The 14,124-nt window shown below is 67.9% G+C and carries 12 protein-coding genes; 2 read left to right on the plus strand and 10 right to left on the minus strand.

Features of this window, described 5'->3' with window-relative positions; genetic code table 11:
- Positions 1-123 precede the first annotated feature (123 nt).
- From IW252_RS03685 to IW252_RS03705, 5 genes are all read right to left on the minus strand, one after another.
- Positions 124-699: a hypothetical protein gene (locus IW252_RS03685; RefSeq protein ID WP_196835333.1), complete on the minus strand. Its 576-nt coding sequence runs from the start codon at positions 697-699 to the stop codon at positions 124-126.
- Between the two features lie 178 nt (positions 700-877).
- Entirely contained in the window at positions 878-1,921 is a 1,044-nt protein-coding gene (locus IW252_RS03690) for a heparan-alpha-glucosaminide N-acetyltransferase domain-containing protein (protein WP_196835334.1), read from the minus strand.
- A 76-nt stretch (positions 1,922-1,997) separates the two neighbouring features.
- On the minus strand, positions 1,998-2,513 hold the full coding sequence (locus IW252_RS03695; protein WP_196837285.1) for a hypothetical protein: 516 nt from the start codon (positions 2,511-2,513) through the stop codon (positions 1,998-2,000).
- Between the two features lie 185 nt (positions 2,514-2,698).
- Positions 2,699-3,658 (minus strand): AraC family transcriptional regulator, encoded by a 960-nt coding sequence (locus IW252_RS03700; protein WP_196835335.1) that lies wholly within the window; start codon positions 3,656-3,658, stop codon positions 2,699-2,701.
- 82 nt (positions 3,659-3,740) lie between these two features.
- The gene (locus IW252_RS03705) at positions 3,741-4,745 is read right to left on the minus strand and encodes a LacI family DNA-binding transcriptional regulator (RefSeq protein ID WP_196835336.1); all 1,005 of its coding nucleotides are present in this window, start codon (positions 4,743-4,745) and stop codon (positions 3,741-3,743) included.
- A gap of 68 nt (positions 4,746-4,813) precedes the next feature.
- On the opposite strand from IW252_RS03705, the gene IW252_RS03710 reads away from it, so the two are divergent.
- Complete coding sequence (locus IW252_RS03710) at positions 4,814-6,889, plus strand: beta-galactosidase (RefSeq protein WP_196835337.1); 2,076 nt, start codon at positions 4,814-4,816, stop codon at positions 6,887-6,889.
- Here IW252_RS03710 and IW252_RS03715 read toward each other — a convergent pair.
- The 4 genes from IW252_RS03715 to IW252_RS03730 all read right to left on the minus strand — a co-directional run bounded on the left by IW252_RS03715 (position 6,886) and on the right by IW252_RS03730 (position 11,830).
- On the minus strand, positions 6,886-8,709 hold the full coding sequence (locus IW252_RS03715) for an ABC-F family ATP-binding cassette domain-containing protein (RefSeq protein WP_196835338.1): 1,824 nt from the start codon (positions 8,707-8,709) through the stop codon (positions 6,886-6,888). The two genes, IW252_RS03710 and IW252_RS03715, sit on opposite strands and share 4 nt — an antisense overlap.
- Positions 8,710-8,762: 53 nt before the next feature.
- Positions 8,763-9,713 carry a 4-(cytidine 5'-diphospho)-2-C-methyl-D-erythritol kinase gene (locus IW252_RS03720; protein ID WP_196835339.1) on the minus strand — a complete coding sequence of 317 codons (951 nt, stop codon included), beginning with the start codon at positions 9,711-9,713 and terminating at the stop codon, positions 8,763-8,765.
- Positions 9,710-10,582 carry a 16S rRNA (adenine(1518)-N(6)/adenine(1519)-N(6))-dimethyltransferase RsmA gene (rsmA, locus tag IW252_RS03725; RefSeq protein ID WP_196835340.1) on the minus strand — a complete coding sequence of 291 codons (873 nt, stop codon included), beginning with the start codon at positions 10,580-10,582 and terminating at the stop codon, positions 9,710-9,712. Before rsmA ends, IW252_RS03720 begins: the two co-directional genes overlap by 4 nt.
- Positions 10,583-10,663: 81 nt before the next feature.
- On the minus strand, positions 10,664-11,830 hold the full coding sequence (locus IW252_RS03730; protein WP_196835341.1) for a resuscitation-promoting factor: 1,167 nt from the start codon (positions 11,828-11,830) through the stop codon (positions 10,664-10,666).
- A gap of 308 nt (positions 11,831-12,138) precedes the next feature.
- Between IW252_RS03730 and IW252_RS03735 the strand changes: the two genes are divergently transcribed.
- Entirely contained in the window at positions 12,139-13,242 is a 1,104-nt protein-coding gene (locus tag IW252_RS03735; protein ID WP_196835342.1) for a TlpA family protein disulfide reductase, read from the plus strand.
- 19 nt (positions 13,243-13,261) lie between these two features.
- Here IW252_RS03735 and IW252_RS03740 read toward each other — a convergent pair whose 3' ends face one another.
- Entirely contained in the window at positions 13,262-14,122 is an 861-nt protein-coding gene (locus tag IW252_RS03740; protein ID WP_196837077.1) for a TatD family hydrolase, read from the minus strand.
- Positions 14,123-14,124: the final 2 nt, after the last annotated feature.

Here is a 14,124-nt window from a genome sequence, read left to right on the forward strand (position 1 = left end):
CGGCAATGCGCGGAACACGATCAGCCATTCTGCCATATTTCTCCGCCGCGCCCTTAACCAGCGGTGGCCGGTGTCCCCGCAAGGAACACCGGCCACCGCAAGCGTGCGCTCGGGGCACAACCGCTAAGCGGCACAGACGCTGACGAGACCAGTGCCGACAACGGACGTTTGCGTGTTGCTCAGCGAATCGGCGTTCGCTCCACTCCCCGATTCCTCGTAGCCAGCCGGAGCTGCTGCGAAGGACAGCGTGTAGCTGCCGAGCAGGTCGGCAGCGACGACGTCGTTGGGCGTCGGGATATAGAACTCCGTCGAGCTTCCCTCACTGATGACCGTCGTCGTGGTGAATTGCGCCGAACCGTCTTGGAGGATGTCGACGTCGAGCAACGAGTTGCCTGCGTCAATCACGCCCAAACTCAGTAGGGCATCACTCGTCAGAATAAACGTGGTCCCCACCGGAATGTCACCTGTGGTCGCGGTAATCGTGAACGTCGGATCACCGAAAGCGGTAACAACGAGAAGGTCAATCCCACCCGTACACGAGGCGCTGACCGTGACGTCGAACTGCTGGACAGTGGACGCGGCGGCGGCTGGCGCCGAGACGGCCGCGGCGATGACGGGTACGGACCACGCGGCCCCCTTGGTGAGAGTACGGCGGTCAATGCCGGACCGCCGCCCCACGTTGTCATTGTGCTCCTGCACGGTTCCCTCCTTGCGTGGATGCCTCACCGCTCGTGCGGCTCGTTCTCCCATTACAGGCCGTGGTCCGCACCCTGCGTCACCCCCACGTCGACCAATTGGCGCAATTTGACGCAACTATCGTCGGAAATCGTTCCAAATGCGATGACATGTCACGAGGATGAACTACGTGAGATCCACGTCAGCGACGGCCTGACGCGAACGAGATCAGTCGCTCGAGGGGGCCCTGCTGGGCGACGAAACGAAGCCACAGCCACGCGCCGATCAGACTGGCCGCAGTGATCGCCGCCATGAAGGACCACGAGTCCGTCACCGGCACCCAACGCTCGAAGACAGCAAAGAGGATGACCTGCGCGCTGTAGATGGTCACAGGCATACGGCCCGCCGCGGCCAGCGGAGCCATCGCCCCCGAGATGAGGCGAGGCAGAGTGACCGACGTCAGCAACAGCAGTGCGCCAATCAACAAGGCTGCGCACCCGACGGCCACCAGATGTGCCGTCGTCGACGTGGCGCCGGGGTAAACCGAGGTGCCCAACAGGCGACCCAGCAGCACCGCCACGATCACCAGCGACGGGCCACCCAAAGCCAGGCACCAAGCCGTGCCGCGACTCCTGACATCACTGCGGGCCACGATTAATCCGCAGACAGCGAAGAAGAGGAACATGGGCAGCCAGTAACTTGGCCCGGCTGCCAGCCATGAGACGACCTTCGCTGCGGCCGGGTTCACGCTGGCCTGCGCCGCCAGGCCCGAGCTCACGGACCATTGATGGATGATCGGTGAAACCACGACGCCCACAGCTGCGACCACAGCCAGAACGCTTCGGGGCAGGAAGAGCATGGGCACGAGCACGAGCACGGTGACGCCGATGTAATCCAGCACCACCGCAATAGGCGAATCCAGCTGCCACAGGATCAGCCCCAGCAGGATCAGCAGGAAGCCGCGGCGCAGCAGCTGCAGACGCGTGTCCCGGCGCGAACCTCGAGGGTGGGGAGAAGCTCCACCGGACATGAGCCCTACCGAGATGCCCGCCAACGTCACAAAAAGGGGCGCGGTCACCTGCGCTGCCGCGGCGACGGCTTTCAGGCCCACGTGACTGTCCGCCGTCACGGGGCTCGAATGGGCGAAAAACATTCCCAAGATGGCGATCCCGCGCGCGATGTCCAGCGCGACGACGCGGCGGCCACGTCGTTGACGGATGGCCGAGCGTGATCCTACAACTGTCATCACTTCATGCCTTAGCGCTGACACCGGCAGAAGGTCAGCACTGCGTACGCCGACCTCCTGCCCACAGCAGACTCCCTTACGAGCAGAGGATGAGGGTGCAGCTGAACGAATCCGTGTTGGCACCCGTCCCGCCCGCCGGCTCCGCCGACAGCAGAGTCAGCGTGAAGCTGGAGAGAAGGTTGACGCTCAGCAAACCGAAGTCCAGACGCGCGCCGCCGCCAGCAGGGATCGGGGCATCCAGCTGAAGGGTCGCGTTGTTCGCGTCACCTAGCTCGACCAAGCCGAAGACAGTGCCATCGAGAATGCCTAGGAGGCCATCATCTCCGAGCGCTTGCAGCGAGAGCCCGGTGGTGGTGAGCTGGAACTGCGTACCGGCCGGGATCTCCGTGGTGCCGATGTTGTTGATGTCGAATCCTTGCGCAACCAAGTTCAGAGTTCCGGGGTCACCGACAATTTGAACGTCCCAGGCTTCGACAACCGACGCCGCAGCGGACGGTGCAGCGACAGCCGCCGCGATGACCGGTACGGACCATGCTGCACCCTTGACGATGCCGCGGCGGCCGAGGCCGGACTGATTGGTGCTTTCTTCCATATTGCTCCCCTTGTCGTAGCGCCCTCGAGGCGAATCTGCGAGTTCCCTGTGAGTCAGCACTCACAGCTCCAACTCAATCCGAACCCCGGTTCTCAGCGGAGTGTGCGCGGGGTGATTGGCGCAAAAAAGCACTAAGTCCGTCACGCATCGTTCTCAGCGAAAATTTTGCGTCGCGTCGTGACGCTCTACCGGCCGCGTTGGGCCCGAATTTCCAGCGGCGCACCCCACCCGTGCGCGGCCAGCGCGCGCCGCAGTAACTGGGGTGAATTGAATCCGGAGTGGTGAGCCACCTCGGGAATGGAGAGCACGTCGTAACGCTCGTCCCGCAACAAGTGGACCGCCTGTTCGACGCGCAGGCGCCGCAGGGTGGCCGCCACGGAGGTTCCGTGCTGGGAAAACGCGCGCTGGAGGTGCCGGAGGGAGACGTTGAGGTCACGCGCAACGGCCTCCGGCATCAAGTGAGGATCCGCTCGCCGCGCAGTCATGAGCCGCAGAGCCCGGTCATACATCGACGACGGCGCGCTCTGCGCAGGATCGGCCATACCGCGATTCGAGAGCAGCAGCGCCCCCACCATTTCTTGGACCAGCTTCTCCACGAAGTAGGCCTCGAGTGCGCTCGCCTCCTCGTCAGTGTCCGCCGCCGCATCGAAGAAGCGCAGCGCGGGCTGCATGAGCGCCTGCGCGGTGGTCAGGGGCCCATCCACCACCTCGGGCGAGAGCCCGAACTCGTCCAAGATGTCGTACGGGACGCCTGCGGCCAGCAGTCGACAATCGCGCTCCCACGCCACGGCGTACGTCTGGTTCGTCCGGTACACAAAGACATCGCGCTCGCCCGCCCTGAAGGCCGGCCCCGCCTTGGGGTCCACGCGCACCCCGCCCCGCTCCACCAAGCACACCATCAGCAGGTCTTCTTGGCCGCGCGCGGGCACCATCGTGCCGTGTCCGGCCGCCACCTCGGTCCGCATCACTACGCTGCTGCGGATCTCGGAGACGGAGAGGGTGGCGCCCCACGCCGGATGACGCGGCACGATCAGCCCAAAATCGCCCACCCCACCACCGGGAAAGATCTCTCCGTTGACTTGGACATGGTCCGCCGAGTAAACCACCACCGTGCGGCTCACACTGCGCTGCCGAACCTGCGCCATCAAACCCCCTCCAGCACGCCTCTTCCGTTGCCTCGATCCTAGCGAACGAGCCGCTGGGGCCGCCGTCGCCAGGCGCGCACTTTCAGGAGCTGCGGCGCACCACCAGCTCCGCCTCCAACAACACATCCCGCGGCGGCGCCCCGCCCACAAGGTCGACGACGGCGTCGGCCAGCGCCTGGCTCAGCTCGTCCCACGGCTGCGCCACGGTGGTCAGGGGCGGGTCCAGCGTCTCCGCCAGCCCCGAGTCATCGAAGCCCACCAGCGAAACCTGATCCGGCACGCCGAACCCGCGCTGCCGCAGGACGGTCAGCGCGCCGGCGGCCATCTCGTCCGAGGCCGCGAACACGGCATCCGGAGTCAGCTCCGGGCGTGCGTTGCGCTCCAGCACCTGGCTCATGGCCGCCGCGCCCGAGGCGCGGGTGAAGTCGCCGACAGCGACCAGCCGAGGATCCGCCACCTCCCCCACCGCCTCCACGAATGCCTGGCGCCGCAACCGCCCGCCGGGGGCGTTCGCGGGCCCGGCAAGGTGCGCGATGCGCCGGCGTCCGCGCGCGCGCAGGTGCGCGACGACGTCGTACACCGGCTCCTGTTCCCGGACCGAGACGGTGGACAGGCCGGCTGCGGATTCCACGCCGCTGCACACGGTCGGGATGCCCGCCGCCGCCAACTCGGCGGGAAAAGGATCGTCCTCCCGTGGGGCCACCACGATGGCGCCATCAACATGGCCGGCCCGCGCGTAGTCCAGGGTGCGGGCCCGTTCGGGCGCGTTCGAGGCCATCAACAGCACGAGCGTCACCTCCCGCTCGGCGAGCGCAGCCGTGACGCCCCGGAGCATTCTTGCGTACGTCGGGTCCGCGAAGAGCAGGTGCTGGGGCTCGGTAATCAGGAAGGCGACGGAGCCGCTACGGCCCGTGGCGAGGCTGCGTGCATGGTGGTTGGCCGCATACCCCGTGGCGGCCATGGCGGCCTCGATGCGCTCGCGCGCCACCGCAGAGACGTGGTGCCCACCGTTGAGAACGCGAGAGACCGTGCCGCGGGAGACGCCGGCGGCTGCGGCCACGTCGCGAATGGTGGGGCGAGAGCTCATGCACCTGAGATTAGCAGTGCATCTGTGGCAGACTGTGACCGGTCACAGTCCAACGTGAGGAGACGCACATGCCCGCACCGAACCACCACTGGCCGGAACTCGACGGAATTGTCTACGGCGGTGATTACAACCCCGAGCAATGGCCGCGGGACGTGTGGGCCGAGGACGCGCGACTCATGCAGGAGGCCGGGGTCACCATGGTGAGCCTCGGCATCTTCTCTTGGGCCCTGCTTGAACCCGAAGAGGGCGTGTTTGACTTCGAGTGGCTCGACGACGCGATCGACCTCCTGCATCGGCATGGAATCGCCGTGGATTTGGCCACTCCCACCGCCTCGCCGCCCGCCTGGTTCTTTGCTCGCTACCCGCACACGCAGGTGGTGGACCGGGACGGACGCACCCTCGGATTCGGCTCCCGCGGCATGGTCTCCCACTCCGCGCCGGAATACCGGGAGGCCATCGTTCGGATCGCCAGCGCGCTGGGTGAGCGCTACGGCACCCACCCCAACGTGGTGCTCTGGCACGTGCACAACGAGTACGGCGTGCCGGTTGCCGAAGACTACTCACCCTCGGCGGTGCGCGCCTTCCGCGATTGGTTGCGTGCCCGCTATGGCACGCTCGACGCGCTCAACGACGCCTGGGGCACCGCCTTCTGGGGTCAGCGCTACGAGCAGTGGGAGCACGTCGGCGCGCCCGCGGCGGCGGCCACCACCGTGAATCCGGCCCAGCGCCTCGACTTCGCGCGCTTCAGCGATCACCAGTTGCGCGCCTGTTACTTGGCCGAACGCGACGCCCTGCGCGCTGTCACGCAGCGCCCCATCACCACCAATTTCATGGCCAACCAGGAGTGGACCACCGACCTCTGGGCGTGGGGACAGATCGTCGACGTCGTGGCGGACGACCACTACCTCACGGCAGCGGACCCGCAAGCCCACATCGGACTGGCCTTCGCCGCCGACCTGTCCCGTTCTGTGGGCGGGGGGAAGCCGTGGATGCTCATGGAGCACTCCACGTCCGCGGTGAACTGGCAGCCGCGCAACGTCGCCAAGCGCCCCGGCGAGATGCAACGCAACTCGCTGGCCCACTTTGCCCGCGGGGCGGACGCCATCATGTTCTTCCAGTGGCGGGCCTCCCGCAGCGGCGCGGAGAAATTTCACTCGGCAATGGTCCCGCACGCGGGGACCGACTCGCGGCTCTGGCGCGAGGTCGTTGAGCTCGGCTCCGCGGTGCGCCAGCTGGGTGAAGTCCGTGGCGCTGCCGTCCGAGCCGACGTCGCCATCTTGCTCGACTACGAGTCGATCTGGGCCCAACGCCTCGAGTGGCGGCCCACCAACGACGCGGATCCGATCGAGACCATCCGCCGCTTCTATGCTGCCCTCTGGCGCGATGGCGTCACCGTCGACTTCGCGCACCCTGGACAGGACCTCAGCGGCTACCGGCTGGTCCTGGCTCCGGCGCAGTACCTGCTGACCGAGGAGCAAGGCCGCAACCTCACCGCGTACGTGGCCGGCGGCGGCACGCTGGTCACGTCCTATTTCTCCGCCGTGGTCAACGAGCACGACACCGTGCATGCCGGCGGGTTCCTCTCGCCCTTGCGCGAGGCGCTCGGGTGCGATGTGGAGGAATTCCTCCCCCTCCGCGCCGGGGTCACGGAGGCGGTGAGCTATACGACGGCGGCCGGCGAGCGCGTGGAGCTGTCCTGCGACGACTGGCAAGAGGACCTGCGCCTGCGGTCCGCACCGACAGGTTCCGGCGGCGCGGACGTTCGCGCCGTCTTCACCTCCGGACCGGGCGCGGAGCTCGCCTCCTGCGGCCTGAAGCCCCAGGCCGCAGCGATCACGCGCCACCGGCACGGTCACGGCACCGGCTGGTACCTCTCCACCCGGCTGACGGAAGAGGGGTTGGCCACGGTCCTGGCGGACGTTTACGCGGATGCCGGCGTCACCCCGCGGCGCGCCGCGGGGATCGAACGCGTGGTCCGCGTCCACTCCGATACCGAGTACGTCACCTACATCAACCACACCGACGCCGCGGCCACCGTTGACGCCGCGGGAACGGATCTGCTCACCGGCGAGAGGGCGTCGGGCGAACTGACGCTGCCCGCCGGGCGCGTCGCCGTCGTGCGGGTGAACGACGCCGCGCGCTAGCCCTCGGCGATTTCGGCGGCCTCGAGCCACTGCAGCTCGAGGTCGCTGTGGGCTTCCTGGAGCTGGCCCAGCTGGCCGGTCAGGCCGGTGAGCCGCTCGAACTCCAGGGCCTCCGACGCCGCCGCCATGTCCGCCTCCACGGCGCCGATCCGCTCCTGCAGCTTGGCCATCTGCTTCTCCAGCCGGTTCAGGCTCTTGCGGGCCTCACGCTTGTCGGCCTCGGAGTACGACGACGCCGCGCTCGGCGCCGGTGAAGGGCCTCCCGCCGCTGGGGACGCCGGGGGCGAGTCGGCCCGCTGGGCCGGGGTCGACCCGGCGGCGCGCAGCTCGAGGTACTGCTCCACACCGCCGGGGAGGAACCGAATCTGCCCGTCACCGAGGAGCGCCAATTGGTGATCGGTGGCCCGCTCCAACAGGTAGCGGTCGTGGCTGACCACCACCAGCGTCCCCGGCCACCCATCGAGGAGATCCTCGACCGCGGCGAGCGTGTCCGTGTCCAAGTCGTTCGTCGGCTCGTCCAACATCAACACGTTGGGTTCGCCGATCATGAGGCGCAACAGCTGCAGCCGCCGGCGTTCACCGCCGGAGAGATCCTTGATCTGCGTCCACTGCTTCGACTGGTCGAAACCGAGCTGCTCCACCAGCTGCCCGGCGGAAAGCTCCTTGCCCCCGACCTCGAACCGCTGCTGTTCGTCCTTGATCACCTCGATGACGCGCTTGTCCGCCAGCGGCTCGAGCTCCTTGACCTCCTGCGTCAGCATGGCGGTCACCACCGTCTTGCCCCGCTTGATGCGGCCTCCCGTGGGCTCCACGTCGCCGTTGAGCAAGCGCAGCAACGTGGACTTGCCCGCACCGTTCACGCCGACGATGCCCACCCGCTCACCCGGGGCCAACCGCAGGGTGACCTGGTCGAAGAGGGAACCGGCGGCATCGTAACCGAGGGAGACGTCCTCGAGGTCGATGACGTCCTTGCCGAGCCGGGCGGTCGCCATCTTGGCGAGGGCCACGGAGTCCCGGGGCTCCGGCACATCGTTGATCAGCGCGTTGGCTGCCTCGATACGGAACTTCGGCTTCGACGTTCGGGCCGGGGCGCCGCGACGCAGCCACGCCAACTCCTTCTTGGCCAGCTGCTGGCGCTTCTGTTCCTCGACGGCTGCCTTCCGGTCCCGCTCCACTCGGGCAAGCGTGTACGCGGCGTAGCCGCCGTCGAACGGATCCACGACGCCGTCGTGCACCTCCCACGTGCGGGTGCAGACCTCGTCAAGGAACCAGCGATCGTGGGTGACCAAGAGCAGGCCGCCCTGATTGGCCCGCCACCGCGCCTTGAGGTGTTGGGCGAGCCACGCGACGCCCTCGACGTCGAGGTGGTTGGTGGGCTCATCCAACATGATGACGTCGTCGTCTCCGATGAGCAGCTTGGCCAGCGCGACTCGACGGCGCTGGCCGCCGGAGAGCGAGGAAACGCGGGCGTGCCAGTCCACCTCCTGCACCAGCCCGCCCATGATCTCGCGGACCTTAGGGTTCGAGGCCCACTCATGATCGGCGGCGTCGCCCACAATCGCCTCGCCGACGGGGAGGTCGCCATCCAGCACATCGCGCTGATTCAGGTAGCCGACCCGCACGTGTTTGGGCTTGGTGACCAGCCCCTCGTCCGGGCTTTGCGCGCCGGAGAGCAACCGCATCAATGTCGATTTGCCGTCGCCGTTGCGGCCGACCATGCCAATCCGGTCCCCGTCGTCGAGGCCGAGGCTAACGCCGTCGAGCACCGTCCGCGTGCCGTAGGAAACGCGCAGGTTCTGCGCGCCGAGCAAGTGAGCCATGAAGTCCTTTGGTTGGGTTCGTGCAGTCGTTCAGTCCGGGAGCTCGCTGAGCGCTAGATCAGTTCAGCGCCGTGCACGGGCCCCTGAACGGCGTGCGCCGCGAGGCCGGGCTCATCGCCGAGCTGCACCACGAGCTGACGGGCGTGGGCCGCGTCTTCGGCGAGCAGCGCTGCCGTGGGGCCGGAGCCGGAGACGATCGCGGCCAAGGCGCCGTCGCTCACCGCTTCAGTGAGGGCCTCCCCCAGCTCGGGAGCGAGACTCACCGAGGCTGCCGCGAGGTCATTGTGTAGCAACGGCGCGAGCGCCTGCGGGTCGGCGGCGATGAGCGCCTTGAGCACCTCGGGGTCCACCTCGGAGGGGGTGGGCACGTCCTGCCCGGACCGGAGCGCGTCGAGCGCGCTAAACACTTTCGGGGTGGAGAGACCATAGCTCGCGGGCAGCACCACCCAATGGGTGGGTTGACGCACGAGGACCGGCGACAGCTCGTCCCCCACGCCGAGCCCCACCGCCGCGCCTCCGGCCAAGGCAAACGGGACGTCTGCTCCCAGCTCACGGCCGAGTTGGCCCAGCTGGTCGCGGGTGAGCCCGGTCCCCCACAGGGCATTGCACGCGACGAGCGTGGCCGCCGCATCGGCCGAGCCGCCGCCCATGCCGCCCGCGATGGGCACATGCTTGGTCACCGCGAGGTCCACGCCGGTGCCAACGCCCGTGCGCTCGGCGAGCAAGCGCGCGGCCCGCACCACGAGGTTCTCCGGCCCGAGCGGAAAGTCTTCCGGTTCCCGCACGGCCGTCGACTCGTCCGTCAGGCGCACCGTGACGCCGTCGTCCTCCCGCGGCGTGGCCGCAACCTCCTCATACAAGCTCACCGCCAGATACAGGCTGGCTACGCAGTGATAGCCGTCCTCCCGGGGTGGGCCGACGCGAAAGTACACGTTGATCTTGCCCGGCGCCCGTGCTGTCACGGTCCGCGCCACGGCCTGGCCTGCGCTCTCCCGGCCGATCATGCCTCCCCCGCCATCGACGGGTGATGCGCTGCAATGGCTGCGAATTCCTCAATCCCTAGCTTCTCGCCGCGTGCCTGCGGATCCACCCCGGCCGCGCGCAGGGCCGTCTCAGCCGCGGCGGCGCTACCGGCCCAGCCGGCCAAGGCGGCGCGCAGCGTCTTGCGCCGTTGCGCGAAGGCGGCATCAATGGCGGCGAAGACCTGCTCTCGACTCGCCGGGGTCTCCGGCGGGTCGTGACGGGTGAATCCCACGAGGCCGGAATTGATCTTAGGGGCCGGCCAGAACACGTTCTTGCCGATGATTCCGGCCTTGCGCATGTGGGCATACCACGCCGCCTTGACGGACGGAACACCGTAAATCTTGCTTCCCGGCGTGGCGGCGAGCCGGTCGGCGACCTCGTCCTGGACCATCACCAAACCATGACGTAGCGACGGGAAGTGCTCGAAGAGGTGCAGGACCACTGGGACGGCCACGTTGTAGGGCAGGTTGGCCACCAGCGCGGTGGGCGCGTGCGGCAGCTCGGTCACCTGCATCGCATCGGACAGGACGACGTCGAGCGCGTCGGCCTTCTCCGGGCGAAATTCGGCGATGGTGCGCGGCAATCGCGCGGCCAGTTTCGGGTCGATCTCCACGGCCACCACACGTCGGGCGGCGTCGAGGATCCCCAGCGTCAGCGACCCCAGGCCGGGACCGACCTCCAGCACCACCTCATCCGGTTCCACGTCGGCGGCAGCGACGATCCGGCGGATGGTATTGCCATCAATGACAAAGTTTTGGCCGAGCGTCTTCGTCGGGCGGACGTCGAGTTCGCCGGCTAACCGGCGAATCTCGGTCGCGCCCAATAAGGCGGTGGTGGGGTCAGAAGTCACGCATCCATCCTAAGCGCTCCGGGTACGACGGCGGCCCCACACCCGGAGTGGGTGTGGGGCCGCGCGGGACCGATGGGTGCCTTAGCGCAGGCCGAGCTGCGCGGAGCAGGAGGGCCAGTGGCCCCAACCGCCATTGGCGCGCAGGCGCTCCGCAGCCGCGATCTGCTCCGACGGGCTGGCCTGATGCGGGTAGGCCGCGTACTGCGTGCCACCGACGGCCTGCCAGCTGGACAGGCTGAACTGCAGCCCACCGTAGTAGCCGTTGCCCGTATTGATGGACCAGTTGCCGCCAGACTCACACTCGGCCAGAGCAGCCCACGCACCCGAGGACGGGCCGGATGCCGTGGTTCCGCCACCGGATGAGGATGCGGAGGAGCTCGACGAGGTCGACGGCGCCGGGGCCTCTTCCTTGGTGCCGTACGTGACCACCTCAGTCACCGGCTGAGAAACAACGGACGAATCCACGGCCTCGGTGGAGTACACCTCGCCGTCATGGAGGATGACCTCGTAACTAATTTCCCGCGCGCCGTTCTTGCCCTCGGTAGTCACCTCAGAGTCACCCTTGTCCATGGATGAATCGGAGACCTTTTTGGTCTCGTGCGCGATGGCTTCGGTCTCCGTATGCGACTCGGTGCTGACGCGGATGATGCGAATGCGCATATCGTCGCTCGTGGCCGCAGACGTGTTGGACGGGTACACGATGTCATCTGAACCGACCTTGATGCCCTCTGCCGCGAGGACCTCGTCCACCGTCAGCGCGGTGGTGCTGAGCTCTTGGCTCTCTCCCCCGACGATCAGTTCAATGGACTTCGGGGTCTGAATCTCCAGAGCGGAGCTCAGCGACACGAGTTCCATATCGGCCCCAGCCGAGACCTCGGCCTGATCTTCTAGGCCCAGCTGGGCCAGGACGTCGGCGACGGTCACGCCGGTGGTGCCCACCGTGCGCTCTTGACCGTCCACCACCAGCTCGACGCTCTTGTGGCTGTTGACGGTGATTTCCGAGTCATCTTCAATGGCGGCGTCCAGCGCCGGGGTGACCTCGTCTTGCTCCCCCACCTCGATATCGGAGGAGGCCAGAGCCTCGGCCACGGTGCTGCCGAACGTCGTCACGGACTGTGTCTCGCCATCGACGGTCACGGCCAGGGTCTTCGAGGCGCCCACGTAGGAGACGACGCCGAGGATCAGCGCAGCAAGCACCACGGCCTGCGCGCCGACCTTCGCCCAGCGGTGGCGGAATACGTTCTTCATAGGTTTCCCAACTTCTCTGCCATCCAGGCACGGGGAAACGCACACACGGCCATCCAGTTGGACATACGAACGGAATGCCCACGTTTTTCGATGGTGCTGCTGGCTGCGCGCGGTGCTCAGTAGCCCCGCGCCAAACGCGCATACGGTGGCGGAACGCAGAAGCGATCCTTACCCGAAACCTTCCCCGATCCCGGCTATTTCCCGTTAACCGTAACCGTTCTGTTATCAAGTCACAAACAGCAAACGGAGATTGTCACAGCTCGGCCACCACGCGTGGCGCCGACCTCGGCGGTGCAACAATGGGGATCATGACGGCATCCGCACTAGTCACCGCCCCACTTGCGCTGGCGGCCATCCTCGCCGTGGCGGCCGTGGCCAAGGTCACCCCACCCCGGGCACATTTGCGTCACGAAGCCGCGCTCACCGGCCGCGGTATCCCTTCCGTGATCAACGCCGCGTGGGTGCGCCGCTTCCATCCGTGGCTCGAGCTAGTCCTAGCGATCACGCTGCTAGCGCTGCCGTGGCCATGGGTCCTTCTGCCGGCCTCGGCGACGTTGCTGCTGTGTGGCGCCTACCTGTGGATCATCGCCGCCGTCGTGGCTACCGACGAACCTCAAGATTGTGCGTGTTTCGGTCGGCTGAGCTCCGGCCCCGTCACGCGCGCAGACCTCGTCCGCAACGTCGGACTCCTCGCTCTTGCGGCCGTCGCTTTCGCGTGGGCCGTGGCCGGCCGGTCCGTCGGAGCGGACGTCGCCGCGTTCTCCACTGGCGACTGGTGGTGGCTCGCCGTCGCGGCGCTCGCCAGCCTCACGCCCTGGGTGTTCCGCCTCGCGACGCGGCGCCTGCGCGCCGTGGATCAGGGCGGGCGCCCGACGGCGGTCGGCCCGACCCCGTCGTCGCACGCGGCCGATGCGGCCGCTGGAGCGGTGCGGCACAACCTGGCCCCGCGCCGGGCGCCGGCCTCACTCGACGAGGCCCAACCGGAGGATCTGACCTCGCTGGCCCTACCCGACATCGTCGTCACGGACGCGGCCGGTCAGCCGGCCCCCTTGCGTCGAGTGTGCTCCGGCGTCGCGACCCTGCTGATCCTGGTCCGCCCCTCGTGCCATGCGTGCGACGCGGTGCTGGCGCAACTCGGTCCGTGGCAAGAGCGGTTCGGAGACCGAGTCCAGGTCCGGCTGCTCGTTTCCAAACGGCCGGAGAAGTTCGCCGAGCAACACGCCGAGCTCGCCGACCTGACGCTGACCGATGCCAGCCGCGCGATTGCCCCGTTGCTGGGGGTGCACTACACGCCGTCGGCGCTCCTCATCGCCCCGGACGCCTCCATCGCGGCAGGGCCCACCACGGGCGCCGAGTACATCACCTCGCTCGCCGAGGTCATCATCGATTCCATCCAGCCCCCGCAGGAGTAAATCGCACCGCCGTGGGGCCTCAGAAAGTTCCGTAGACCCGTTCGGTGTTGGCGGCCAGCCGCGCGCACAGGTCCCCGAGGTCCTCCCCACTGCGTTCGGCCATGAACCGCACCGTGTAGGGAATCATGTAGGACGAGTTGGGCTGCCCGCGGAACGGGTGCGGGGTGAGGAACGGCGCGTCCGTCTCCACCAGCACATGTTCTGGGTCCGCGATGTCCAAGGCCGCGTGAAGGTCCACCGAGTTCTTAAAGGTCACCGTTCCGGAAAAGGACAGGTACCACCCGTGTTCGTTGCAGATCCGCGCGAGGTCGGCGTCCCCGGAAAAGCAGTGAAACACCACCGATTCCGGCAGCCGCTCGGCGCTGAGCAGCACGTCCACCACGTCCTCGTGCGCGTCGCGGTCGTGGATCTGCAGGGCTTTCCCGTGCTCGACGGCGAGCGCGAGGTGCGCTTCGAAGGACGCTCGCTGGGCTGGGTGCCCCTCCACGCCGGTGCGGTAGTAGTCCAGCCCCGTCTCCCCGATGGCGCGCACCCGCTCGTGGCCAGCCAGCGATCGAATGTCCTCGAGGGCCGCGTCCAGTTCGCCGCGCTCGGCCAAGACCGCGGCGTCGTTGGGGTGGATGGCCACCGCTGCCAACACGCGCCGGTCGGCGGCCGCCAACTCCACCGCGGCGCGGGAGGATGCGACGTCGCACCCCACTTGAATCACCGAGGACACCCCGACGGCGTTCGCCGTGGCCAACGCGTCGTCGAGGGCCACGGTCTGCCGGCCAGACCGGAAGTCGAGGTGGGTGTGGTTGTCCGGTACGGGGACAGGGAGAGGCTCCGGCGCGGGCGGAAATTCGTGACGACGGCGGCGCTTCGCCGCCTTGGCCCGCATCC

Source organism: Zhihengliuella flava (assembly GCF_015751895.1).
Taxonomy (GTDB): Bacteria; Actinomycetota; Actinomycetes; order Actinomycetales; family Micrococcaceae; genus Zhihengliuella; species Zhihengliuella flava.